Annotated in this window: 21 protein-coding genes; all 21 read right to left on the bottom strand. The window is 32.7% G+C overall.

The genetic code is table 11. The annotated features are described in order from the left end of the window. Positions 1 to 9 precede the first annotated feature (9 nt). Entirely contained in the window at positions 10 to 2,184 is a 2,175-nt protein-coding gene (infB, locus tag LFT63_RS02825) for a translation initiation factor IF-2 (RefSeq protein WP_029055440.1), read from the bottom strand. A gap of 4 nt (positions 2,185 to 2,188) precedes the next feature. Continuing rightward, positions 2,189 to 2,503, bottom strand: coding sequence for a L7Ae/L30e/S12e/Gadd45 family ribosomal protein (locus LFT63_RS02830; RefSeq protein WP_017638367.1), 315 nt, complete (start codon positions 2,501 to 2,503; stop codon positions 2,189 to 2,191). Next, positions 2,503 to 2,787, bottom strand: coding sequence for an RNase P modulator RnpM (gene rnpM / locus LFT63_RS02835; RefSeq protein ID WP_017638368.1), 285 nt, complete (start codon positions 2,785 to 2,787; stop codon positions 2,503 to 2,505). Before rnpM ends, LFT63_RS02830 begins: the two co-directional genes overlap by 1 nt. Positions 2,788 to 2,806: 19 nt before the next feature. Then, positions 2,807 to 4,039, bottom strand: a complete 1,233-nt coding sequence (nusA, locus tag LFT63_RS02840; protein WP_017638369.1) for a transcription termination factor NusA — start codon at positions 4,037 to 4,039, stop codon at positions 2,807 to 2,809. Between the two features lie 20 nt (positions 4,040 to 4,059). Then, the gene (gene rimP / locus LFT63_RS02845; protein WP_017638370.1) at positions 4,060 to 4,527 is read right to left on the bottom strand and encodes a ribosome maturation factor RimP; all 468 of its coding nucleotides are present in this window, start codon (positions 4,525 to 4,527) and stop codon (positions 4,060 to 4,062) included. A gap of 197 nt (positions 4,528 to 4,724) precedes the next feature. Then, the gene (locus LFT63_RS02850) at positions 4,725 to 9,035 is read right to left on the bottom strand and encodes a PolC-type DNA polymerase III (RefSeq protein ID WP_340768207.1); all 4,311 of its coding nucleotides are present in this window, start codon (positions 9,033 to 9,035) and stop codon (positions 4,725 to 4,727) included. Between the two features lie 285 nt (positions 9,036 to 9,320). Next, positions 9,321 to 11,021, bottom strand: coding sequence for a proline--tRNA ligase (locus tag LFT63_RS02855; RefSeq protein WP_017638372.1), 1,701 nt, complete (start codon positions 11,019 to 11,021; stop codon positions 9,321 to 9,323). A gap of 19 nt (positions 11,022 to 11,040) precedes the next feature. Further along, positions 11,041 to 12,327 carry an RIP metalloprotease RseP gene (gene rseP, locus LFT63_RS02860; RefSeq protein ID WP_017638373.1) on the bottom strand — a complete coding sequence of 429 codons (1,287 nt, stop codon included), beginning with the start codon at positions 12,325 to 12,327 and terminating at the stop codon, positions 11,041 to 11,043. Between the two features lie 242 nt (positions 12,328 to 12,569). Continuing rightward, a complete protein-coding gene (locus LFT63_RS02865) occupies positions 12,570 to 13,352 on the bottom strand; it encodes a phosphatidate cytidylyltransferase (RefSeq protein ID WP_017638374.1) in 783 nt (260 codons plus the stop codon). Between the two features lie 6 nt (positions 13,353 to 13,358). Beyond that, positions 13,359 to 14,129 carry an isoprenyl transferase gene (locus LFT63_RS02870; RefSeq protein ID WP_029055443.1) on the bottom strand — a complete coding sequence of 257 codons (771 nt, stop codon included), beginning with the start codon at positions 14,127 to 14,129 and terminating at the stop codon, positions 13,359 to 13,361. 230 nt (positions 14,130 to 14,359) lie between these two features. Beyond that, positions 14,360 to 14,914, bottom strand: coding sequence for a ribosome recycling factor (gene frr / locus LFT63_RS02875; protein WP_340767864.1), 555 nt, complete (start codon positions 14,912 to 14,914; stop codon positions 14,360 to 14,362). Between the two features lie 15 nt (positions 14,915 to 14,929). Continuing rightward, entirely contained in the window at positions 14,930 to 15,652 is a 723-nt protein-coding gene (pyrH, locus tag LFT63_RS02880) for a UMP kinase (protein ID WP_017638377.1), read from the bottom strand. Positions 15,653 to 15,790: 138 nt separating this feature from the next. Further along, entirely contained in the window at positions 15,791 to 16,669 is an 879-nt protein-coding gene (gene tsf / locus LFT63_RS02885; protein WP_340767866.1) for a translation elongation factor Ts, read from the bottom strand. A 151-nt stretch (positions 16,670 to 16,820) separates the two neighbouring features. Then, complete coding sequence (rpsB, locus tag LFT63_RS02890; protein ID WP_029055444.1) at positions 16,821 to 17,609, bottom strand: 30S ribosomal protein S2; 789 nt, start codon at positions 17,607 to 17,609, stop codon at positions 16,821 to 16,823. A 293-nt stretch (positions 17,610 to 17,902) separates the two neighbouring features. Continuing rightward, positions 17,903 to 18,676 carry a GTP-sensing pleiotropic transcriptional regulator CodY gene (codY, locus tag LFT63_RS02895; protein ID WP_017638380.1) on the bottom strand — a complete coding sequence of 258 codons (774 nt, stop codon included), beginning with the start codon at positions 18,674 to 18,676 and terminating at the stop codon, positions 17,903 to 17,905. A gap of 23 nt (positions 18,677 to 18,699) precedes the next feature. Then, a complete protein-coding gene (gene hslU, locus LFT63_RS02900) occupies positions 18,700 to 20,103 on the bottom strand; it encodes an ATP-dependent protease ATPase subunit HslU (protein WP_340767868.1) in 1,404 nt (467 codons plus the stop codon). A gap of 90 nt (positions 20,104 to 20,193) precedes the next feature. Beyond that, positions 20,194 to 20,736: an ATP-dependent protease subunit HslV gene (hslV, locus tag LFT63_RS02905; protein WP_017638382.1), complete on the bottom strand. Its 543-nt coding sequence runs from the start codon at positions 20,734 to 20,736 to the stop codon at positions 20,194 to 20,196. A 3-nt stretch (positions 20,737 to 20,739) separates the two neighbouring features. Then, positions 20,740 to 21,630 (bottom strand): tyrosine recombinase XerC, encoded by an 891-nt coding sequence (gene xerC / locus LFT63_RS02910; RefSeq protein WP_017638383.1) that lies wholly within the window; start codon positions 21,628 to 21,630, stop codon positions 20,740 to 20,742. 165 nt (positions 21,631 to 21,795) lie between these two features. Further along, positions 21,796 to 23,103: an FADH(2)-oxidizing methylenetetrahydrofolate--tRNA-(uracil(54)-C(5))-methyltransferase TrmFO gene (trmFO, locus tag LFT63_RS02915; protein ID WP_029055445.1), complete on the bottom strand. Its 1,308-nt coding sequence runs from the start codon at positions 23,101 to 23,103 to the stop codon at positions 21,796 to 21,798. A gap of 112 nt (positions 23,104 to 23,215) precedes the next feature. After that, positions 23,216 to 25,291 carry a type I DNA topoisomerase gene (topA, locus tag LFT63_RS02920; RefSeq protein WP_340768209.1) on the bottom strand — a complete coding sequence of 692 codons (2,076 nt, stop codon included), beginning with the start codon at positions 25,289 to 25,291 and terminating at the stop codon, positions 23,216 to 23,218. A 177-nt stretch (positions 25,292 to 25,468) separates the two neighbouring features. Next, complete coding sequence (gene dprA / locus LFT63_RS02925; RefSeq protein ID WP_340767871.1) at positions 25,469 to 26,338, bottom strand: DNA-processing protein DprA; 870 nt, start codon at positions 26,336 to 26,338, stop codon at positions 25,469 to 25,471. Between the last annotated feature and the right edge of the window lies 1 nt (position 26,339).

The raw sequence follows: 26,339 nt of genomic DNA on the forward strand, positions 1-26,339 counted from the left end.
TAATATAAATTATCTTTTAATTTCAACCATTTCGAATGCTTCAATAATGTCGCCTTCTTTTAGGTCATTGTATTTTTCAATTGTAATACCACATTCATAACCTTGAGCAACTTCTTTAGCATCGTCTTTAAAACGTTTTAGTGTATCTAATTCACCTTCAAATTGTACGATACCATCACGGATAACACGTACACCTGCATTACGTGTAATCTTACCGTCAGTAACATAACTACCTGCAATTGTACCAACTTTAGATACTTTAAATGTTTGACGTACTTCTGCTTGTCCAATCACTTGTTCTTCAAATTCAGGATCAAGTAGACCTTTCATTGCTGATTCAATTTCTTCGATAACGTTATAGATAACGCGATGTAAACGCATATCTACATTATCAGCTTCAGCAGCACGTTTTGCTCCTGAATCAGGACGAACGTTAAATCCGATGATAATACCATTTGATGCATTGGCTAATGTTACATCTGATTCATTAATCGCACCTACAGCAGTGTGAATGATACGTACGTTTACACCTTCAACATCAATTTTCATTAATGATGCAGCTAATGCTTCAACAGAACCTTGAACGTCACCTTTAATAATCACGTTTAAGTCTTTCATTTCACCTTGTTTCATTTGTTCAAACAAGTTATCTAAAGTAACATTTTTACTTTCTTGACGTTGTTGGATAACACTTTCTTCATGACGTGCTTCACCAATACGACGAGCTTGTTTTTCGTCTTTAAATACTACAAAGCGATCGCCTGCTTGAGGTACATCGTTAATACCAGTAATTTCAACTGGAGTTGATGGACCAGCAGTTTTAATACGTTGTCCTAAATCATTTACCATAGCACGAATACGTCCATACGTATTACCAACTACGATAGAATCACCTTGGTGTAATGTACCGTTTTGTACTAATAGTGATGCAGCTGGACCACGTGATTTATCTAATTCTGCTTCAATTACTGTACCTACAGCTTGTTTTTCTGGGTTAGCTTTTAATTCTTGTACTTCTGCTACTAAACCAATCATTTCTAATAAATTATCGATACCATCACCGCTTAAAGCTGAAAGTGGTACAAAGATAGTATCGCCACCCCAGTCTTCAGGAATTAAACCATATTCTGTTAATTCTTGCATAACACGGTCTGGATTTGATGTTGGTTTGTCAATTTTATTAACTGCTACAATTGTTGGAACATTGGCTTCTTTCGCATGGTTAATTGCTTCAATAGTTTGAGGCATAACACCATCATCAGCAGCTACTACTAAAATTGTAATATCTGTCACTTGAGCACCACGTGCACGCATAGTAGTGAAAGCTGCGTGTCCTGGTGTATCAAGGAAAGTGATTTTTTTACCTTCATTTTCAATTTGATAAGCACCAATATGTTGAGTGATACCGCCAGCTTCACCTGCTGTTACTTTAGTGTGACGAATTGAGTCTAGTAATGTTGTTTTACCGTGGTCAACGTGTCCCATGATTGTTACTACTGCTGGACGCTCAATTGCATCTGGATCTTGTGATTCATCATCGAAATAAATTGATAAGTCTTCTTCTTCAATAACAACTTCTTCTTCGATTTCAACACCATAGTCATCTGCAATTAACTCTAATGTCTCTTGATCTAATGATTGATTAATATTTGCAACAATACCTAATAAGAATAATTTTTTAACAATACCTGAAGATTCAACATTTAACTTATCAGCTAATTCGCCAACTGTAATACCTTCTTGGTACGTAATTTTTGATGGCATTTCTTTAGGTTCTGCTTGTTGTTGGTTGTTTTGTTTTTGGTTGTTCTTTTTATTGTTTTTATTATTTTTGTTATTCTTATTATTTTTCTTATTATTGTTGTTATTTTGATTATTTTGGTTGTTTTGTTGTTTACCTTTGTTGTTTTTATTCTGACCACTTTGATTATTTGATTTATTATTATTTTGTTTCTGATTGTTTTGTTGTTTGTTTTCAGATTTTTTGTGATTATTTTGAGTATTTTTAGTGTTTTCTTTGCTTTGTTCTGGCTTGAACTTTTTGTCTAAAGCTTTAATTTGGTCGTCTTCTAAAGCTTGCATGTGATTTGACACTTCAACGTTCATACTCTTTAATTCATCTATAATCTCTTTACTCTTTAGATTTAATTCTTTCGCATATTCGTAAATTCTTTGTTTACTCATATAATCACTCCTCACGATATTCATCTATCATAGATAGCAATTTTTTGGCAAAACCTTGATCAGTTAAACCTACGTTCACCCTCTCACCTTTACCAATAGCTATCCCTAACTCTTCTCTAGTTCCAAATACCCTTAATGGCACTTTATAACTCGAAGTTTTATTTTGTATTAATTTCATAGTGTTAGGAGAAGCATCATTAGCTAATATAACTAATTTTATATTGCCTTTTTGCATATCATTGACAATAACTGATTCACCCGTTTTCACTTTGCCAGCTCTCATTGCAAGCCCTAAAAAATTAAATATCTTCTCATTCATTATTTTGGAATCTCTTCTCTATAAATTAAACGAATAACCTCTTTATAAACAGGTTCTAATTGTTCTTTTGACGCTTTAAAATATTTTTCTAAAACTTCTTTTTGTTGTGCGTTTTCTACTAATTGGACATCTTTTGAAACATAAGCACCTCGTCCTTGTTTCTTACCAGTAGCGTCAGCAAAAATTTCGCCTTCTTTATTGATCACAACTCTAATCATATCTTTTTTAGGATGCATTTCATTCGATATGATACATTTACGCATTGGAATTTTTTTCTTTTTCATGTTACATCATCACTCCAACCTATTTTTCTGTATCTTTATCTTCAACAGAAACGTCATCTGTTTCTTCTAATTCTTCATCTGTCTCAGCAGCTAATTCTGCAGTTGTTAAATTAGATTCTTCTAAATTCACATCATCAAATTCAACATCTTCGTCACCTGTATTGACTACTTCGTCCGCAATAGGTTCAGTTTCAATAACAGGATAAATACCCGCTTCACGTGCATCGCTTTCAGATTTGATATCAATTTTCCATCCAGTCAGTTTAGCAGCTAAACGTGCATTTTGACCACGTTTACCAATAGCTAATGACAATTGATAATCTGGAACGACAACAACTGTTGATTGATTTTCTTCATCAACAATGACTTCTAATACTTGTGATGGACTTAACGCATTTCTTACAAATACTTTAGGATCTTCATTCCATTGAACGATATCAATTTTTTCTCCACCTAGTTCTTCAACAACCGCTTCTACACGTGCACCTTTAGAACCTACACATGCACCAACTGCATCAATATCAGGATTTTCAGAATAAACACTGATTTTAGAGCGATCGCCAGCTTCACGTGCAACAGATTTAACAATAACTGTACCGTCAAAGATTTCAGGTACTTCTTGTTCAAATAAACGTTTTAGTAAACCTGGATGGCTTCTTGAAACATAAATTTGAGGTCCTTTAGTTGTCTGTTCAACTTTATTAACAAATACTTTGATTCGTTCATTTGGAATGTAACTTTCATTAGGACTTCTTTCAGCCTCAGATAATACTGCTTCAATACGGCCTAAATTTACGTATACATATCTATGATCAACACGATCAATAACACCTGTTAAAATGTCTTCTTCTTTGTCGATAAATTCATCATAAAGAATTTCTCTTTCAGCATCTCTTAAGCGTTGCATAACAGCCTGTTTTGCAGCTTGAGCACCTACGCGTCCGAAATCTTGAGGTGTTACGTCTTCTTCGTAAATGTCACCAATTTCATATGCTGGATTTTTAACTAATGCTGTACTAATATCCACTTCTTCTCTGTCATCGAATACTTCTTCAACAACTTCTTTTCTTGCTATAACTTTGAAAGTACCTTCATCCATGTTTAACTCTACTCTCACGTTTCTAGCACTATCATAGTTTTTCTTATATGCTGTAATTAAAGCTGCTTCAATTGCATCAATTAAAACTTCTCTAGGAATTTTCTTTTCCTTTTCTAAATATTCAGTAGCTAATAATAATTCATTACTTGACACGATTTTTCCTCCTCACCACGTTAAAGCATTACTGCGTGACGTGCTTTTGCAATTTTATTGCGTGGTATTTCTATCGTTTTAGTTTTAGATTTTTCTTTAACTTCTATTAGTATAATATCCTCTTTAACATCTTTTAAAATACCTAACCATTCTTTTTCTTTTTCAATAGGTGCATAAAGTGATACAAAGATAGGATGTGTAATTGCATCTTTAAGTGCTTTTTCATTTTTAATAGGTCTTTCAGCACCTGGAGAAGCAACATCAAGGTAATACATTTCAGGTATAGGATCGTTTTCATCCATTGCTTCGCTGATTTTTTCAGATGCTAACGTACAATCATTTAAATCAACGCCACCATCTTTATCTATAGAAATTCTTAAAAAATGATCTTTACCTTCTTTAACATACTCAATTTCAACTAGTTCAAAGTTAAGGTCATCTAATACGGGTTGAATAATAGGTTCTACTTGTTCAGCTATTTTACTCATACAGGCCTCCCTTTTAGGCAAATAGAAAAGAGCGGGTATATGCCCACTCTTTTGCCTGAGTTACTAATTTTTTAAGCAACATAAGTATATCATAAGTTTCACTTGTAAACAAATCACAGCATAATCACTATGGTTGTTCATTAAAATGAAATAGTTATTCTATAAATTGATTACTAAAATTAACTCTTATTTTTAATTTACATATCGAAAATTGATAATTGTGCTTTATCAGGTAAGCCTGGTAATGAACCTAAATCATCTAAGTATTCAATTACCTTTTGTGATAGACCTGCTTTTTTATTTAAGTCTTCTTTTGATAAAAATGGTCCTTCTTCTCGCGCTTCAACAATTCTCTTAGCAACGTTTTCCCCTAGTCCTGGAACAGCAATAAACGGTGGAATTAAACTGTCATCTTCAATTATGAAATCGAATGCTTGGCTTTTTTCAAGGCTGATAGGCTGCATGCGGTAACCACGATGTGCCATTTCATTCATAATTTCAAGAACAGTTAACACGTCTTTTTCTTTTTTGCCTAAATCCATATATCTTGAGTACATATCTTTAACTGTATTTTTAATACTTTCTTTATCTTTAATCATTGTAATTAAATCAAAATCAGATGCTCTAACAGTAAAGTATGACGCATAATAATATAGTGGATGATGCACTTTGAAATACGCAATACGAACTGCCATTAATACATAGGCAGCTGCATGGGCTTTAGGGAACATGTATTTAATCTTACGACATGAATCTAAATACCAATCAGGGACATCATTTTCTTTCATAGCTTCAACCATTTCATCAGTCAAACCACGACCTTTACGCACAAACTCCATCGTTTTGAAGGCCATAGAAGGCTCTAAACCTGCATACATTAGATACACCATAATATCATCACGACAACCAATTACTGATGATAGATCACAAATGCCTGCACGGATTAATTCTTGTGCATTACCTAACCAAACGTCTGTACCATGAGATAATCCTGAAATTTGAACTAACTCAGAGAAAGTAGTTGGCTTAGTATCTTCGAGCATTTGTCTTACGAATCCAGTACCGAATTCAGGGACGCCAAACGTACCTGTTTTACATAAAATTTCTTCTTCAGTAACGCCTAAACTTTCAGGACTACTAAAGATTTTCATCGTCTCTTTATCATCAACAGGTATCGTATGAGGATCAATGCCAGATAAATCTTGTAACATACGTATCATTGTAGGATCATCGTGTCCAAGTATATCGAGTTTCAATACATTATCATGAATTGAATGGAAATCGAAGTGTGTTGTCATCCAAGCTGAACTCTGATCATCGGCTGGATATTGTATTGGTGTAAAATCATAAATATCCATATAATCTGGAACAACGATAATACCACCAGGGTGTTGACCTGTAGTTCTCTTAACGCCTGTACAACCTTTAACTAAACGGTCAACTTCTGCGCCACGTTTGTGAATACCTTGATCATTTAAATAACCTTTAACGAAACCGAATGCTGTTTTTTCAGCAACTGTACCGATAGTACCTGCACGGAAAACTTTATCTTCACCAAACAATACTTTTGTATAGTTATGTGCATTGGGTTGGTATTCACCACTAAAGTTCAAGTCAATATCTGGTACTTTGTCCCCTTTAAATCCTAAGAATGTTTCGAACGGGATATCTTGTCCTTCTTTAATTAAATCATTACCACATTGTGAACATTTCTTATCAGGTAAATCAAAGCCTGAACCAACAGAACCGTCATCAAAGAACTCACTCGTTTTACAATGCGTACAAATGTAATGAGGTGGCAATGGATTAACCTCAGTAATCTCTGTCATCGTTGCCACAAAACTTGATCCAACTGATCCACGTGAACCAACTAAATAACCATCATTTAATGATTTTTTAACTAAACGTTGTGAAATTAGATAAATAACTGAGAATCCATTACCTATAATACTATCTAATTCTTTCTCTAAACGATCAATAACTATTTGAGGTAGGTCTTCGCCGTATAATTTTTTAGCATTGCTATAACTTAATTCTCGAATTTCCTCGTTAGCTCCATCCATTCTCGGTGTATATAGTTTGTCTTTAATCGGAACAACACGTTCAATTCGGTCAGCTAAAGCATTAGTATTAGTTACTACGAGTTCATATGCTTTTTCTTCGCCTAAAAAGTGTAACTCATCTAACATTTCATCAGTTGTTCTAAAATGTGCTTCTGGTAATGTCGAACGATTTAACGGATTACCTGGTTGTGAAGCAATAAGTATTTTACGTGCAATAGCATCATGTTCATATAAATAATGTGCATTACCTGTCGCAATAACTGGGATATTCGCACTTTTACCCGCTTCTATTAATCGATTATAGATTTCATGTAATGTTTCAGTATCTCTGATAAGTTCTCGATCGATTAAATCTTGATACAATGCAGGAGGTTGTACTTCTATAAAGTCATAATATTTAGCTATTTTTTCAACTTCAGATTGATCACGTTGCATTACTGCAGTGAATAACTCACCTTCATCGCATGCAGTTCCAACAAGTATACCTTCTCTATATTCATTTAATAACGATCTAGGGATTCTAGGTGTTCTGTAATAATAAGTAACTAGCGATTCACTTACTATTTTAAATAGATTTTTCAATCCTTGTTGGTTTTGTACGATTAAAGTGACGTGTGAAGGTCTTGCCCTTTTATAAGCATCTTCATTGGTTAACTTTTTATTTATATCAATATGGTTAGTTACACCTAATTCTTTCATTTGTTGTACCATTTTAATGAAAATATAAGCAGTTGCTTCGGTATCATAAATGGCTCTGTGATGTTGTGTTAAATCCACGCCATATTTTTTGGCAAGGAAATTCAAACCGTGTTTTCCGTATTCTGTATTGATTGTACGTGATAATTCTAACGTATCAATAACTCCGTTAGTTGATGGTCCAAAGCCTAATCGTTCATAACCCGTGTCAATGAATCCCATATCGAAAGAAGCATTGTGAGCTACAAATATTGCGTCGCCAACCCATTCTTTAAATTCTGTAAGCACTTCTTCGATTTCTGGAGCATCTGTTAACATGTCATCTGTAATATGTGTCAAGTTAATGATTGTTTCGGATAGTTTTTCATGTGGGTTACTGAATCTCTCAAATTTATCAATGATTTCTCCATCGTGTACTTTAACGGCAGCTAATTCAATAATCTTATCGTATTGGTTTGATAAACCTGTAGTCTCAACGTCGAATACTACATAGGTAGCATCTTTTAAATCTCGATCAGTAGGTTTATATGCAATTGGAACGCCATCGTCTACTAACATACCTTCCATACCATATATCATCTTAATACCATTTTTCTCAGCTGCTGCATGGGCATCTGGAAATGCTTGAACAACATTATGGTCAGTAACAGCTATAGCTTTATGTCCCCATTGAGCGGCTTGGTCAACATATCCGCTAATATTAGGAATACCATCCATTTGACTCATTGATGTATGTAAATGGAATTCAACTCTTTTTTCTTCAGCTTTATCTTTTTTAGGAGATTTTTTAATTTCTTCTATGTCAGACATCATCATAACTAGGTCTCTGACAAATGTATCTTCTTCGATACGACCTTGTGCACGTACCCATTTACCTACACTTAATGCTTTAAAATGATCTAAATCATTTTTATTTTTACGTGTAAACATTTTTAACACTAATGAATCGGTATAATCTGTTACTTTTAATTCTACAATGTGGCGTCCACTTTTTAACTCTTTTAAGTTGATATCAAAGATAACACCTTCTACAGCCACTTTAAATTCTTCTTCGATAATAGACTCTATAGAACGTATATTTTCAACTTGAATTGGTTTACCAATTTGACACTTATCTACATCACTTTCATTATTATCTTGTTGTTTAGCTTTTTCTGCTTTCATTTTTTCTAATTTTTCAGTAGCTTCTCGTGCACTTTGTTCATCTTCTTCTTGAATATGTGCTTCTAGTGACGCTAAGTCATCATCATGATTGGTATTATCTGTTTCAAACACAATTTTATCAATATCAAATCCGCAATTTTTAAATGCTGCTATTAAACTACCATTACATGCTTTATCAAAGTGATTACGCTCGATATCATTAGATACCATTACTTTTAAAATGTTACCTGACATAATCAAACGTTTTTGTTTTAACTGACCTTTAACTTTAGGTGACAATGCTGTTTGGTCAATACAATGCCCAAAATATTTGATAGCATGTTCATCTTGATTATCAGTATTTTTTACTGTGAAATAGCATTTTACAGTAGCTATTTCTTTAAACTCTTCTACTATTGCATGATTAAAGAGTAGGTAGTCTTCATGTGATAAAAAATGCGGCAATGTAATATGAAATTCCCATGTTCTGTTTTTACTTGAGACATCAATTCTTGTTAACTCGCCTTGCTCTATGATTTCTGAATCTAGCTGATTAGAAATTTTAATTTGATCAGCAAGTACTTTAAATTTTTCCTGATTTGTCATTGCCAATACGAAAACCACCTTAAATATATAATTCTCTCGAAAATTTCCATGATTAATATGATAACAACGCTACAAATTATACTGATTTATGCTATGAAGTTCAAAGCAAATTTATATTATATTATACGCTTAAATGACTTATATTTCATTGATTACATTTTGAAATTTTAAAAGAAAATAAAGGAGTGGATAAGAACTCAATTTGAATTCGTTATCACACTCCTACTCAATGCTCGAATACTAAATAATGTAAATATTTCTTATACAATATTTATTAATCGTAATTTAGTTTAATGTTAAATATAAATCTTTAATGTAATCTTCTAATTGATCAATATGAATTTCTTCACTTTCTCCTGTTGAACGTTGTTTTACTTCAACAATTCCTTCTGAAGCAAGTTTACCCACAACAACTCGAATAGGTAATCCAATTAAATCTGAATCATTAAATTTAACGCCGGCACGCTCTTGTCTATCGTCATATAATACATCATATTGCTTCATTAATTGATTATACAATTGGTCTCCAAGTTCGCGTTGGTCATCTTTTTTAGGATTAATAGTGATTAAATGTAAATCAAATGGTGTTACTGATTTAGGCCAAATAATTCCATTATCATCATTATGTTGTTCAACGATTGCACTTAACGTTCTTGATACACCAATTCCGTAACATCCCATAATAAGTGGCTGAGCTTTTCCTTGATTATCTAAGAACGTTGCGTTCATTGCTTCAGAATATTTAGTACCGAGTTTGAATACTTGTCCTACTTCAATTCCTTCAGCAAATTGTGCAGCAGAACCATCAGCTAATGTTTCTCCTTCGAGAATGAATCTAAAGTCTCCAAATTCATCTACTTTAAAATCACGGTCTAATTGTACATTATCGAAGTGATATCCATCTTCATTTGCACCCACAACTAAATCAGATAAATCTTTCACAAAATGATCTGCGTAAATTTTTATATCTTTATCGTGAACTGGACCTAATGAACCAGGACTAGCACCCAATAAATTGACAATTTCATCTTGCGTAGCCATTTCAATATTATCAGTACCAAAATAAGCTTTTAATTTTACGTCATTTAATTCATGATGCCCTCTAACCAACACCATTATAAATTCGCCATCTACTTTGAAAATCATTGTTTTAACAATCTCATCTAACGGTCTGTTTAAAAAGTCTGCTAATTCTTGAGATGTTTTAACACCTGGTGTAGCTATTTTTTCCATAGCTTTACCGCTTGATTCTTTAGGATTGGCATGATATACGACTTCAGCTTTCTCAATATTCGCAGCATAGTCTGTCTCGTTACTATAAACAATAGTATCTTCACCAATTTCACTTAATGCCATAAATTCGTGAGTATGACTACCACCAATAGCACCAGAATCTGCTACAACTGGACGCGCATTGATACCTACACGTTTAAAGATGCGATCATATGCGTTATACATGTCTTGATATGTTTCATCTAATGAAGCTTCATCGGCATGGAAAGAATATGCATCTTTCATAATAAATTCTCTTCCACGTAGTAAGCCAAAACGAGGACGTTTTTCGTCTCTGAATTTAGATTGAATTTGGAATAATGTTATCGGTAATCGCTTATATGATTTTAATTCATCTCTTACAAGTGATGTTACGACTTCTTCATGTGTAGGTCCTAATGCAAATTCGCGTCCATTACGGTCTTTTAAACGCATTAATTCAGGACCATAGGCACCCCAACGACCTGATTCTTCCCATAATTCAGCTTGTTGTAGCGCTGGCATTAAAATTTCTACTGCATCAACGCTTTCCATTTCTTCACGAATAATCTTAGAAATGTTATTAAGTACACGAGTTGCTAGTGGTAGATAACTATAAATTCCACTCGTACTTTGTTTAATTAAACCTGCTTTTAATAGTAATCTATGACTTAAAGCTTCTGCTTCTGCAGGTACTTCTCTCATTGTTGGTATAAAAACTTTAGATTGTTTCATAGTAACTTTGCCTCCCTATTTATAAGAAATATCGTTGTATGTCATTCCAAGTAACTAAGATCATAATAATAATTACGAAAATAGCACCGACTGCAATAATAGTCGTTTCTGCTTTTTTGTTTATAGGTTTTCTAAATATTGCTTCGTAGAAAACAAATAAAATACGTCCGCCATCTAATGCAGGTATTGGTAATAAATTCATAATCCCTAGGTTAACACTTAATAGTGCTGTATAAGTAATTAAATTAATGATACCTGATTTCACCACTGAATCCACATTATGGTATATACCAACAGGACCATTTAACATATCAAATGAAAATCCGCCTGTGAAAATACTAGCTATCATTCCGACAACAGCTGTAAATATTAAAGTGCCTGCTTTGAAGAATTGTTCAACACCCATAACTAAAGGTTTAAATACGGTGTGTTCTTTCTCTGGTATAAAACCAATTTGATAAACGGTTTCAGATTTATTTTTAGTTTGTTTGATTTCTCTTTTCTTAGGTTCTAAATCAATTGATTTAGTCTTGCCATCTCGATCAACTTTAATAGTTGTTTTAGCAGATTTATTTTTATCTAAAACCTTTTTAATATCATTGTAGTCTTTAACCTTATGATTGCCGACTTGTACAATTTTATCTCCAGCTTTTAGGCCTGCTTTTTCAGCTGGTAAACCTTTTGCCAAATCTCCTACTGTTGTTGTAGGTGTACCTTGATAATAAGCTAACCCAATAAATAAGACGATTGCTAAAATAAAATTGAATAATGGTCCTGCAAATAATGTTAAAAATTTAGGTAAAGGTTTTTTATGTGTGAATTGACGATCTCTTGGGGCAATTTGAATTAAACTACCATTTTCAACAAAATATGCTTTCTTAGCAATATTAAAGTGATGTCGTTCTTCATCATATGAAGTAATTCCTTCAATAAATAAATTATCTTTAAAATCACATTGTTTTACTTCAATTGCTTCAATTTGTTGAAATTTGTGTTGATCATCTAAGATGATATGTGTAATTTCATCTTGTTCATTTAATTTAATTTTAACGTTCATACCAGGTTCAACAGGTGGTTCTTCAAGTCCATCTCCTGCCATACGAACGTACCCACCTACAGGTAAAATTCGAATTGTATATAAGGTTTCATCTTTTCTAAAACTAAATATTTTAGGGCCCATACCAATAGCAAATTCCGGGCACATAATGCCTGCTCTTTTAGCAAAGAACATATGTCCATATTCATGAACAGTGACTAGTACACCAAATACTATGATGAACGCTAATATTGTAATTAAATAGCTCACGCGCTACACCTCAATTTTTTAAGTAATATTTCAATTTATAACTTCCATTAATAATAAGACAATAATAAAAACATTATATTACGATTACCAAATTTAGCATACAAATTTGGATAAGCTTTTCAAAATTTCTAATTTTTCCATAAAAGTTATGTATGAGTTATGAAAAGGAGTTAAGAAATGATAATACATTTCAATAACTCCCCCATTATAACATTATATTTATTTGAAAATGATTGATGATATTAAATTTGAATTAAAAGAATGTTTAATAATGGTAATACAAACATAAAGCTATCAAATCTATCTAATATACCACCATGTCCTGGTAAAATTCTTCCTGAATCTTTAACACCAAAATGTCTTTTAAATCCTGATTCTACTAAATCACCTAATTGACCAAACATGCTTAAAATAATAGTTACAAGCAATAGTAACCATACATTTAAGTTGAAGTCTACAAAAAATTGCATGAGTAGAGGTACTAATAAACTACAGAAAATACCACCTATAAATCCTTCAATTGTTTTATTAGGACTAATAACCGGCCATAATTTGTGTTTTCCCATTAAACGTCCAAACAAATAAGCACCAGTGTCAGTTAACCAAACAATCAAGAATGCAAATAATATATAATGTAAACCTTCAGAACGTGTTTCATAAAAATACATAAAGCCTATTCCTACGTATGCAACACTCATTAAACAAAATGCCGCATCCATAAAACTAAATCTATTTTTAGATAAAACAGTATAACTTAACACTATAAAACTCATAGCAATTAAACTTTTCAATTGAATGACTTGTACCCAATTTCCAGCATCTTGTGGCAACATAATGATAATTAATCCAATAGCACTAATAATCCCTGGAATTGATACAAATTTAATCATATTCATATTTAAAAGTTCTTTTAATGCAATTAATGCTAATAAATTAGCAAAAAGCATTAGTACTAATCCACCCTTTAATAGGATGGGCAAGAATATTAATAGAGCAATAATTGCTGTCAATGTTCTTACTTTCATACTACTTTACTCCTCACTCAATCCTCCAAAACGTCTTTGGCGAGATTGGTAAATTTTTAAACAATTTTTCAATTCTTCACCATCAAAGTCTGGCCATAATTTTTCATTAAAAATGAATTCACTGTATGAAACTTGCCAAATTAAAAAGTTACTTATTCTTTGTTCGCCAGAAGTTCGAATTAATAATTCTGGATCAGGATAATTTTGGGTCATTAAATGCTGATCTATCATCGTTTCATTAATATCATTACTATTAAGTCCTTTTTCTTGAAACTCATCAAATATCATCTTCATACTTTGGACAATTTCAGCACGACCACCGTAATTAATTGCAAAAATTAATTTCAATCCTGTGTTATTTTTTGTCTTTTCTTTGGCATGATCAATAGCTTCGATTGTTGATTTCGGTAACCCTGTTTGAAAACCAATTGTTTCTACTTTAACATTCTTTTCAATTAATTCAGGTAAAAATGTTTTTAGAAAATTAACTGGTAAATTCATAATATAGTTTACTTCACTTTCAGGTCTAGACCAATTTTCAGTGGAGAAAGCGTATAAGGTAAGATATTTGATACCGATATCACTAGCTTCTCTTGTGACTTTCTTGATTGTTTGCATACCTTCATAATGTCCTTTTATGCGAGGCATTCTGCGTTTTTTAGCCCAACGCCCATTTCCATCCATAATAATAGCAACATGTTCAGGTATATTATGTAAATCTAAATCATTAAATTGATTATTTTCACTCTTGTTATTATTTCTAAGCTTTTTAAACATGGTCTTTCCTCCGAGCCTGATCATCTCTGTAATATAGTATAGGTTGTTTAAACAATCATCTACCATTTTATCATACTCATTTATAGCATTGAATAAGCAAATAAAAAAACTGTACCAAAGTCTTACTTGGTACAGTTTAGACTAGAATGAAAATAGCATCATTTTGTCTTTCAATTTCATCTCCAGATGTATTGTATCTGGCAAGATGAAACTATCGCATTAAAGTTTAATTACACTGACATAATGTCTTTTTCTTTTTCATCTACTAATTGATCAATTTCTTTAATTGAATTATCAGTAGCTTTTTGAACATCGTCTGTTTGACTTCTTAAATCGTCTTCAGTAATGTCACCATTTTTTTCATCTTTTTTGATTTGGTCGTTTACGTCACGACGGATGTTTCTTATAGAAACTTTTGCGTCTTCACCGATTTTTTTAACTTCTTTAACTAATTCTTTACGACGTTCTTCAGTTAAAGCAGGTACAGAAATACGAATTACTTCACCGTCACTAGTTGGATTAACACCAAGGTTAGCAGCGTTTATAGCTTTTTCGATATCAGCAACAGATGATTTATCATATGGTGAAATAACAAGTAATCTTGCTTCAGGAACATTAATACTTGCTAATTGTTGCACTGGCGTTGGTGCACCATAGTAATCTACATTTACACCATTTAATAAATTAGAATTGGCTCTTCCTGCACTAATATTAGCTAATTCTTTAGATAAACTATCGATTGATTTTTGCATTCTTGATTTAGTATCTTTAATAATGTCACTCATTTTTTACACCTCGTATTATTTTGTAATTAATGTACCAATTTTATCGCCCATAACAGCACGTTTAATGTTGCCTTCTTCCATAATTGAGAACACATTTAATGGAATATTATTATCCATACAGAATGATGATGCTGTTGAGTCCATAACTTGTAATCCTTCTTGTAACATTTGAATATGTGTTAAATGTTCATATTTAACTGCATTTTTATCTACTTTAGGGTCAGCTGAATATACGCCATCAACATTATTTTTACCCATTAAAATGACATCAGCTTCGACTTCAGCTGCACGTAAAGCTGCTGTAGTATCCGTAGAGAAATAAGGATTTCCAATTCCAGCCGCAAAGATAACAACACGTTTCTTCTCTAAGTGACGAATAGCACGACGACGAATATATGGTTCTGCAACTTGTTTCATTTCGATTGAAGTTAATACTCGAGTATCGCAATCTAATTGTTCAAGGCTATCTTGTAAAGCTAAAGCGTTCATAACTGTAGCTAACATGCCCATATAGTCAGCAGTACCGCGATCCATACCTAAATCGCTTCCTGTTTTACCTCTCCAAATATTACCGCCACCAACGATGACAGCAATTTCACAATCCATTTTTGCTACTTCAGCAACTTGTTTAGCTACACTTTTAATGATCATTGGATTTATACCAAAACCTTTGTCACCTGCAAGTGCTTCACCACTAAGTTTTAAGACTACACGTTTATATTTTGAAGTTTGAGCCATTTTCTTATCCTCTCTATAGTAGAAATATGTAAAAGTATATAAGTAAAGAAGACACGGATGTCTTCTCTAAAGCAAAGTATCTACTTCACTTTGAGAAAACCTTTCAGGTGTCTTCTTTCTTGTTAACAATATGACTAATTATTTCATTTGTCCTTTAACTTCATCTGCGAAGTTTTCTTCACGTTTTTCCATACCTTCGCCTACTTCATAACGTACGAAGTCAACAAGTTTACCACCTTTAGATTTTAAGAAAGCTTCAACTGTTTCGTCTGGGTTTTTAACGAAGTTTTGGTCAACAGCACAAATTTCTTGTAAATATTTACGTAAACGACCTTCAACCATTTTTTCAACGATGTTTTCTGGTTTACCTTCGTTTAATGCTTGTTGTTTAAGTACTTCTTTTTCATGGCTAATTTCATCTTCGCTTACTTGATCAGATGAAACGTATTTAGGGTTGATTGCAGCGATATGCATAGCAACATCTTTAGCTGCTTCTTCGTCAGTAGTACCTTCAACAACTGTTAATACACCGATACGTCCACCCATGTGTAAATAAGCACCAAAAGCATTGTTATCAGTTTTAGTTCTAACTGAGAAACGACGGATACTTAATTTTTCTCCAATTGTAGAAATAGCTTCTTTCATTTTTTCGTCAACAGTTTTACCGTCTTCAAATTTAGTTTCCATTAATGCATCAACTGATTCTGCTTTTGTAGCAAGAACTTGGTTAGCAATTTCTTTAACTAAATTTTGGAAACCTTCGTTACGAGCAACGAAGTCTGTTTCTGAGTTGATTTCAACGATAGCTGCTTCGTTACCATTGATTTCAACATGTACAAGACCTTCTGCAGCGATACGATCAGCTTTTTTAGCTGCTTTAGCAATACCTTTTTCACGTAAGTAGTCGATCGCTTTATCCATATCACCATCAGTTTCAGTTAGCGCTTTTTTACAGTCCATCATACCAGCGCCAGTTTTTTCACGTAATTCTTTTACAAGTTTAGCTGAAATTGCCATTAATTATTCCTCCAGTATATATAATTCTATTATAGATATATCTAAATTCTACCATTATTGTTAGTAAAATTTCCAATACTCTATACTTTATTTTTATTTTTTAAAAAAAGGTGATAAGCATTAGTATCTTATCACCCATTTAAACTATAACTTAGTTTGATTCAACAGAAGTGTTTTCTTCAGTTGTTTCTGCTTTGTCAGATTCTTCTTTATCATCTAAATTGATGTTTTGTTCTGCAGCTACTTCTTCGTTTGATACACCTTGTTGACCTTCTAAAACAGCGTCTGCCATTTTACCAGTTAATAATTTAACGGCACGGATAGCATCGTCGTTTGCTGGGATTACATAATCAATTTCATCTGGGTCACAGTTAGTGTCAACAATACCCACGATTGGAATATTTAATTTACGTGCTTCAGCAATTGCGTTGCGCTCTTTACGAGGATCAACTACGAATAATGCTTGAGGCATAGTTTTCATATCACGAATACCGCCTAAGAATTTAATTAAACGGTCGTATTCTTTTTTAAGTTCAACAACTTCTTTTTTAGGTAATACTTCGAATAATCCGTCTTCTTCCATTTTTTCAATTTCAGAAATACGTTTGATTCGTTTTGAGATTGTTTTGTAGTTAGTTAAGATTCCACCTAACCATCTTTGGTTAACGTAGAATTGTCCAGCACGTTCTGCTTCAGCTTTAACTGATTCTTGTGCTTGTTTTTTAGTACCTACGAATAAGACTTTACCGCCATCTTCAGATACTTGTTTAATAAAGTTGTATGCTTCTTCAACTTTTTTCACTGTTTTTTGTAAGTCAATGATATAAATACCATTTCTTTCAGTGAAGATATATTTTTTCATTTTTGGGTTCCAACGACGTGTTTGGTGGCCGAAGTGAACACCAGCTTCTAACAATTGTTTCATTGATATAACTGCCATTATAAATTCCTCCTATTGGTTAATTACCTCCATAACAAACTCATATAAAGACAATAATTAAATATTGCACCCTCTATATTTACATTTATTATGTGCGTATTGGCTTCATAGCCGAAAATAAATATATCATAATTTGATGTTTAATGCAATGGCTTTCTACTGATTAGTTGAATGTAATTGAGCAACTTTTAATCTCTTAATTAATGTTAAAATCACAATCAAAAAACAACTGAGTAGATAACATAAAAAAGGTTCAGGTATAAAAGTACACTACCCAAACCTAAATTGATTTATTATTTATTTCGCTCTAATTCGTCTAAGAATTTTTCTTTTTTAACTTTTATAAATGTACCCTTCATACCTAGTGAACGTGACTCAATAACACCAGCACTTTCAAGTTTACGTAAAGCATTAACAATTACTGAACGAGTAATACCAACTCTATCAGCTACTTTAGATGCGATTAGTAATCCTTCGTTACCACCTAATTCATCAAAGATGTGTTCAATAGCTTCTTTTTCAGAATATGATAATGAATTAATCGCCATAGTAATTGAAGCTTTATCGCGTGCTTCTTTTTCTACTTCATTGTGTTTTTCACGTAAAATTTCCATTCCGATAACAGTAGCTGCATATTCACCTAAAACTAAATCGTTTTCGTTGAAATCGTCTTGTACTCTTCCTAAAACTAAGGTACCTAATCTTTCTCCTCCACCTAGTATAGGGAAAATAGTTGTTTTACTATTAATAAATACTTCTCTATTTTCTGGAGGGAATACAGTTAAAACATTATCAATATCAATATTTGATTGTGTTTCTTTTACGTCCATTAATTGATCAGTGTATTCTGCAGGGATGTGTCTATCTTCAAGCATGTGAATGATACGATCACTTTTAAGTAATTCGTTTAAACTTGATCCTAAAATTTTACCTCTTCTCGACACGATGAATACATTTGTAACTGTAACGCTACTAATTGTTTGGGCTACGTCCTTAAAATCTACTGCGATGCCTTTGTGTTTCTGTAATAAAGTGTTTAACTCTCTTGTTTTAGATAATAAGCTCATAATTTTTCTCCTTCTTTGTATATTTATAGAATAAATGCACTTAAATCTTTATTTGTTGAGATTGATTTTAATTTATCGTCTACATATTGCGGTGTAATATCAACTACAGCATTTGGCATGCTTGGTGCCTCAAATGATAAATCCTCTAACATTTTTTCTAATATTGTGTGTAATCTACGAGCACCAATATTATTTGTATCTTGGTTAACTTGATATGCGATTTCAGCTAATCGAGTAATAGCTTCGTCAGAGAAATTAACAGTTACTTCTTCTGTTTCAAGTAATGCTTCATATTGTTTAACTAGTGATAATTTAGGTTCTTTAAGAATTCTTACGAAGTCTTCGACTGATAGACTATCAAGTTCTACTCTAATTGGGAATCTACCTTGAAGTTCTGGAATTAAATCACTAGGCTTAGAAACATGGAATGCACCAGCACCAATAAATAGCATGTGTTCAGTATTTACAGTACCATATTTAGTTTGAATCATGCTACCTTCAAGGATTGGTAAGATATCTCTTTGAACACCTTGTCTTGAAACATCTTGTCCGCTATTTTGGTTATTTGTTGCCACTTTATCAATTTCATCAATAAAGATAATTCCCATTTGTTCTGCCAATTCTAATGCTTCTTGGTTTGCAGTTTCTTGATCAATTAACTCATCAGCAAAATCATCTGCTAATATTTTACGTGCTGTTTTAACTGGTACTTCACGTTCAACTTTCTTCTTAGGCATAAGTTGATTCATCATATCTTGCATTTGTTGATTTTGATTCGTTCCTAACATGCCTAATGCACCAGGATCTTGTTCAACTTTAATACGTACTTTTTCTTCTTCTAACTTACCTTCTTGAAGTTGTTGCTTGATTTCAGAACGTTTTGTTTTAATCTCTTCTGTTGGTGGTTCTTCCTCTTCTTCATTGTTCTGATTAAAATTAGGAATAGCACCACCAAAAAGTGATTCTAACGGATTGTTTCCTTGAGAAGCTTTTTTCTTCATACTTGGAACTAACAATTTAACTAGTTTGTCATTGGCTTTTTGAGTTGCTTCATCTTTAACCAATTCTTTCTTTTCATCTTTGACTAAACGAACGGATACATCTACTAAGTCTCTTACCATGCTTTCTACGTCTCGTCCTACATAGCCAACTTCAGTAAATTTAGTTGCCTCTACTTTAATAAATGGCGCACCAACAATTTTAGCCATTCTACGAGCTATTTCAGTTTTACCAACACCAGTTGGTCCAATCATTAAAATATTTTTAGGTGCAATTTCTTGTTTAGATTCTTCATCTAATAAACTTCTTCTGTATCTATTGCGTAGGGCAATGGCCACTTTTCTTTTTGCGTCATCTTGCCCGACAATATATTCATTTAATCGAGATACAATATCTTTCGGTGTTAATTTAATACCATTTGTATCCATGAATGCTTTACCTCCATATATCATAAATTACTTGAAATTAGTGTTATTTAATTTATATACAAATCAATTTGCTCGAATGATTAAATATATTTATAATGTTTCAACTATAATATTATCATTTGTGAATACACAAATGTCAGATGCAACCTTCAAACTTTCATATGCCATTTCTTCAGCAGACATATGTGTTGCATGTCTCTTAAGTGCTCTACCTGCACTTAATGCATAATTCCCACCTGAACCAATAGCGATTAAATCGTCATCAGGTGCTATAACTTCTCCTGTACCACTTACAACTAAAATAGCATCTTTATCCATAACAATTAGCATTGCCTCAAGTTGACGTAGTTGTTTATCTCCTCGCCATTCTTGCGCAAGTTCAACAGCAGCTCTTTCAAGATTTCCGCTAAATTGTTGTAATTTAGTTTCGAATTTTTCAAAAAGTGTAAATGCATCGGCAACACTACCTGCAAAGCCTGCAAGCACTTTACCATCATATAAACGTCTCACTTTTCTAGCTGTTTGTTTCATAATGACTTGTTGGCCTAATGTGACCTGTCCATCTCCTGCCATTGCAGCACCGCCATTATGTCTAACAGCATATATCGTTGTTGCATGTAATGAATTATCCATAAATCATTCTCCTTTTTTTGCTCGAGGGTGTGCATTGAGATAAACTTTTCTCAATTGTTGATTCGATACGTGCGTATATTTACCAGTTGTTGATAAATTAACGTGACCTAATAAAGATTGTACTGTTCTTAAATCAGCGCCTTGATTAAGTAGATGAGTTGCAAACGTGTGTCTTAACTTATGCGGATGAATATTTGTAACACCTGACGTACGTTTGACCACATCATTAAGTACATATCTTACGCCTCTTTCTGTAATAGGCTGACCCTGCATATTAACGATTAAATAATCATGATCAACATTTTTTAAAGGTTTGAATTCCTCTAAATACCGTTCGATACTTTGTTTACAAAATTCTCCAAAAGGTATAAATCTTTCTTTATTACCTTTACCTAATACTTTGACACCAGGTAAATTCATATCTAAGTCATTTCTTTTTATATTCACTAACTCAGAAACGCGAATTCCCGTGGCATATAGTAATTCAAGTATGAGTTTATCTCTCATGCCCTTTTTATTGTCAGTATCAACTGTTTTAAATAATGCTTCCATCTCTTCTTCATAAAAAAATTGAGGAAGATATTGTTCTTTCTTGGGATGAACAAGTTGAACAAAAGGATTAACGACCGTCTCATCTTGCGTCATCCAATATTCATAAAAAGTACGTAACGTAGAAATTTTACGTGAAACTGTAGTTCTTTTCAAATTTTTCGAATATAAAAAACTTAAATAATTTCTTGCATCTTTATATTCAAAATCATTTAAATCTAAACACTCTTGATCTAAAAAGTGATTAAATTGCACAATATCGTCATGATAAGACTTAAGTGTATGATCTGAAAAATTCCGTTCAACTTTTAACATATAGAGAAACGCTTTTTGAATATCATTCAATAAATTTCGCCTCCATCATATTGAATTGTAGCATATTCATGGTAGGGCTTACAGTGATTTGATATTCAATTCAAAATCTTTCGAGAATTGTAACACTATATCTTTATAAGCAGTAACCAACAAAAAACTAGATAGCATTTGCCACCTAGTTCATGTACTTGAAAATTATAAAGTTTTTTTATAATTCTCAAGATATTCTAAAGCACGATTCGCTTGAGTTTCATATCTTTCTTTTTTATCTTTAATACGTTTTTCTAACGATGGTAATAATCCAAAATTAGCGTTCATCGGTTGGAAGTTCTTTTCATTCTTAGCATGAGAAATGTAATATGCCATACTACCAATCATTGTTTCTCTTGGGAAAATGACTTCACCTTTATTTAATAATTTATGTGCCAAGTTAATACCTGAAACTAAACCACTTGCAGCACTTTCAACATATCCTTCTACACCTGTCATTTGACCAGCAAAGTAAATGTTGTCATGTCCAATTAATTCATATTTTTCATTTAAAACATCTGGCGAGTTAATAAATGTGTTTCTGTGCATCACACCGTATCTAACGATATCTACGTTTTCTAAACCAGGAATTAACTTAATAACTTCTTTTTGTGCGCCCCATTTTAAATGTGTTTGGAAACCAACAATATTGTATAGTGTGCCAGCAGCATCGTCTTGTCTTAATTGCACTACGGCGAACGGTCTTTTTCCTGTTTTAGGATCTTCTAATCCAACAGGCTTCATTGGTCCAAATAACAATGTTTTACGACCACGTTCTGCCATAACTTCAAATGGCATACAACCTTCAAAATATTTTTCTTTTTCAAATTCATTTACAGGCGCTACTTCTGCTTCTAAAACAGCATTATAAAAACGATCAAACTCTTCTTCAGTCATTGGACAATTTAGATAAGCAGCTTCACCTTTGTCATATCTTGATTTTAAATATACTTTATCCATATCTATACTATCTTTTTCAATGATAGGTGCTGCAGCATCATAGAAATATAGTTGGTCTTTACCAGTAATGTCTACGATTTCTTTAGCTAAGTTTTCAGTTGTAAGTGGCCCAGTAGCTATTATTGTATAACCCTCTGGAATACTGTGCACTTCTTGATTTAGCACTGTCACATTAGGATGATTTCTAAGTGTATCTGTAATATGACCTGCAAAATCATGTCTATCTACTGCAAGTGCACCACCAGCTGGAACTCTTGCTTTATCTGCTGCTTGAATAATAAGTGAATCCAAGCGTCGCATTTCTTCTTTTAAAACACCTACAGCATTTGTAAGTGCATTACCTCTTAACGAGTTTGAACATACAAGTTCAGCAAATTTGTCAGTGTGATGTGCAGGTGTCTGCTTAACTGGACGCATTTCTATTAAATTTACTTTAATTCCTCTTTTTGCTAATTGGTAGGCAGCTTCAGAACCAGCTAAACCTGCACCAACTACATTGACTGTTTGTGTCATGTTAATGCCTCCTGCTATTCTCATTTATATAAAATTCTAACGAGTAATTTTATTAATAAAACTATAAAAATAGCTCTCGCAATGTAATGCGTAGCTATTTTTATATAGATATCTATTTTTGTACTTCTTCTTTATAATCACAATTTGAACAAGTTACTTGGCTGCTTCTGCCTTTTTTCTTTTCAACTAAGTAATGATTACATTTTGGACAGTCTCTACCGATTGGTTTATCCCATGAAATAAATTCGCATTCTGGATAATTTGAACAACCATAGAAAATTCTGTTCTTCTTAGATTTACGTTCTACAACATCGCCATCTTTACAAGTTGGGCATTTCACGCCAATTGTTTTAACGATGGCTTTCGTATTACGACAATCTGGAAAATTAGAGCAAGCCATAAATTTACCGTAGCGACCCATTTTGATAACCATCGGAGAGCCACATACTTCACAATCTTCACCTGCAGGTTCGTCTTTGATTTCTATTTTTTCCATTTCTTCTTCGGCACGTTCAACGTCCTGTTTGAAACTATTATAAAAATCTCCAACTACTTTTCTCCAATTTGTGTCGCCTTCAGCGATTTTATCAAGAAGTGTTTCCATATTTACAGTAAATTCAACGTCAATGATTTCAGGGAAGTATTCTTTAACTTGTTCATAAACAATTTCCCCTAATTCAGTTGGCATGAATCGTTTACTATCTAATTTGACGTAATTACGTTTTTGAATTGTGTCAATTGTTGGTGCATAAGTTGATGGTCGACCAATTTTTAATTCTTCTAATGTTTTAACTAGTCTAGCCTCTGTAAATCTTGGTGGTGGTTGAGTAAAGTGTTGTGCAGGTTCAATTTGAGTGGCAGTTACTTTATCTCCCTGTTCTAATTTAGGTAATTTATTTTCTTTTTCACTATCTTGGTCATCTTTAGTTTCAACATATAATGTCATGAAACCTTTAAACTTAATTGTTTGACCATTAGCTCTAAATTTAATGTCATTTTGTGTTACATCTAAAGCGATAGTATCTAAAATTACTGGAGCCATTTGACTTGCAACAAAACGTTCCCAAATCAATTTATATAAACGATGTTGATCACGAGTTAAGAATGGTTTCATTTCATCAGGTGTTCTTAAAGTACTTGATGGTCTAATAGCTTCATGGGCATCTTGATCCCCTTGTTTACCAGTTGCTTTTCTTTTAGAAACATATTCGTTTCCGTATTTATCGATTATATAATTTTTAGCTTCAGACTTTGCTTGGTCTGAGATACGAGTTGAATCGGTACGCATATATGTTATTAGACCAACTGTACCTTGTTTCTTTAAATCAATACCTTCATAAAGCTGTTGTGCAACCATCATTGTTTTACGGGCTTTAAAATTAAGTTTACGTGCTGCCTCTTGTTGTAATGTTGATGTTGTAAATGGATTAGCTGGATTACGTGTTTTTTCTTTCTTATTCACGTTAGTGATTTCAAATTCGTCACCATCTAATGCAGCAGTGATTTTTTCAACATCATCTTTTTTATTTAGTTTATATGGTTTGTTTTTATAATGAAGAAATTTAGCTGTGAATTTAGATTTTTTATATCTAAATTCTCCTTCTATTGTCCAATATTCTTCAGGTTTGAAGTTTCTAATTTCATTTTCTCTATCAATAACAAGTTTCAATGCTACAGATTGTACACGTCCTGCAGATAGACCTTTTTTAACTTTCTTCCATAATACAGGAGAAATATTATAACCAACTAATCTATCAAGTATACGACGTGCTTGTTGCGCATCAACTAGATCCATCTCAATACCTCTTGGGTGTTTGAAACTATCTTTTACAGCATCTTTTGTTATTTCATTAAATACTACTCTGTTTTCTTTTGAATCTTCTAATTCTAATATTTTTGATAAATGCCAAGCAATTGCTTCACCTTCGCGGTCAGGGTCACTAGCCAGGAAAACTTTTTTAGCTTTCTTAGCATGTTTCTTTAATTCTTTAACTACGGGACCTTTACCACGTATTGTTATATATTTGGGTTCATAGTTATCTTCAGTGTCCACGCCCATTTGACTTCTAGGTAAATCACGAACGTGTCCCATTGAAGCGATAACTTTATATCTTTTTCCTAAATACTTTTCAATGGTTTTAGCTTTTGCAGGCGATTCAACTATGACTAAATTATCTGCCAAAGTGATTTCCCCCTTGCTAATCTAATTACTAAAGATAAATGATAAACGGTCAATTTTGTTTTTGTCAATGTTTTAATATTTTATGACGCATTTTGTTATATTTTTTAATTAACTATTTGTCTTTTTCTTTAATGATTTTAATCCATTTTATTACAGTCTAATTGCTTAATATACACTATATTCTTAAATTGAATAGTCTTGTAAAATATCATGTTCATTCACAACAATCGTTGCGCCTTCTTGATGCAATAATAAATTCCCTTTTGTTGAGGTATCAAATATTTTTCCTGGTAATACATAGACATTTCGATTTTGTTCAAGTGCACAATCTATAGTAATACGACTTCCACTTCTTTCATTAGCTTCTGTTAATAAAACACCTTTTGATAAACCACTAATCAATCTGTTCCTTGCAGGAAATTTATATTTCGCTATTGGAGAAAATGGTGGATATTCGCTAATAACAATACCTTGTTCTTCAATTTTCTTTCTAAGTGAAAAAGTAGATTTTGGATAATGATGTGTATGTCCATAACCTAATACAGCAATTGTAGGCAAATAGGCATTCAATGCTTGTTGATGTGCCTCACTATCTGCTCCTGCAGCAAGACCAGATACAATTGTAAGTTGAGCCCTTTTAAATGAAGGAAAAAGATAATTAAGTGCTTGGCTTGTATAGTTTGTACACTTTCTAGCACCAACTATAGCTAAAGTTTTATCGTTTTTTAAAATGTCTTTATTACCCTTATAAAATAAGACAAAAGGATAATCATATATTTCTTTTAATAAATAGGGATAATCTTTATCAAAATAGGTGATATAGTTGATATCTAATTGTCGAAGAACTTTCATAATTTCATTATATTGAAATTGTCTGTAGTCAAGGAACTTAGGCAATAATCGTGGCTGGTATTGAGTAATCCAACAATGTAATAACGATTCTTGTTCATAATCATTAACATGAAAGAGCTGTGGATAATATTGGTTGAGTTGATGTATTTGTGAAGTAGTAAACTGAGCCCAGTATAATTTAAGTAAAAAATGTTTGTTCAAA

The organism is Staphylococcus sp. FSL H8-0121 (genome assembly GCF_038008425.1).
GTDB lineage: Bacteria > Bacillota > Bacilli > Staphylococcales > Staphylococcaceae > Staphylococcus > Staphylococcus pasteuri.

Coding starts and splice junctions, on each gene's coding strand:
- hslV (WP_017638382.1), bottom strand. CDS start 20,736: ATGGATAATTCATTACATGCAACAACGATATATGCTGTTAGACATAAT.
- infB (WP_029055440.1), bottom strand. CDS start 2,184: ATGAGTAAACAAAGAATTTACGAATATGCGAAAGAATTAAATCTAAAG.
- rimP (WP_017638370.1), bottom strand. CDS start 4,527: ATGAGTAAAATAGCTGAACAAGTAGAACCTATTATTCAACCCGTATTA.
- pyrH (WP_017638377.1), bottom strand. CDS start 15,652: ATGGCTCAAACTTCAAAATATAAACGTGTAGTCTTAAAACTTAGTGGT.
- codY (WP_017638380.1), bottom strand. CDS start 18,676: ATGAGCTTATTATCTAAAACAAGAGAGTTAAACACTTTATTACAGAAA.
- hslU (WP_340767868.1), bottom strand. CDS start 20,103: ATGGATACAAATGGTATTAAATTAACACCGAAAGATATTGTATCTCGA.
- LFT63_RS02830 (WP_017638367.1), bottom strand. CDS start 2,503: ATGAATGAGAAGATATTTAATTTTTTAGGGCTTGCAATGAGAGCTGGC.
- frr (WP_340767864.1), bottom strand. CDS start 14,914: ATGAGTGACATTATTAAAGATACTAAATCAAGAATGCAAAAATCAATC.
- LFT63_RS02855 (WP_017638372.1), bottom strand. CDS start 11,021: ATGAAACAATCTAAAGTTTTTATACCAACAATGAGAGAAGTACCTGCA.
- LFT63_RS02870 (WP_029055443.1), bottom strand. CDS start 14,129: ATGTTTAAAAAGCTTAGAAATAATAACAAGAGTGAAAATAATCAATTT.
- trmFO (WP_029055445.1), bottom strand. CDS start 23,103: ATGACACAAACAGTCAATGTAGTTGGTGCAGGTTTAGCTGGTTCTGAA.
- LFT63_RS02865 (WP_017638374.1), bottom strand. CDS start 13,352: ATGAAAGTAAGAACATTGACAGCAATTATTGCTCTATTAATATTCTTG.
- tsf (WP_340767866.1), bottom strand. CDS start 16,669: ATGGCAATTTCAGCTAAACTTGTAAAAGAATTACGTGAAAAAACTGGC.
- rnpM (WP_017638368.1), bottom strand. CDS start 2,787: ATGAAAAAGAAAAAAATTCCAATGCGTAAATGTATCATATCGAATGAA.
- LFT63_RS02850 (WP_340768207.1), bottom strand. CDS start 9,035: ATGACAAATCAGGAAAAATTTAAAGTACTTGCTGATCAAATTAAAATT.
- rpsB (WP_029055444.1), bottom strand. CDS start 17,609: ATGGCAGTTATATCAATGAAACAATTGTTAGAAGCTGGTGTTCACTTC.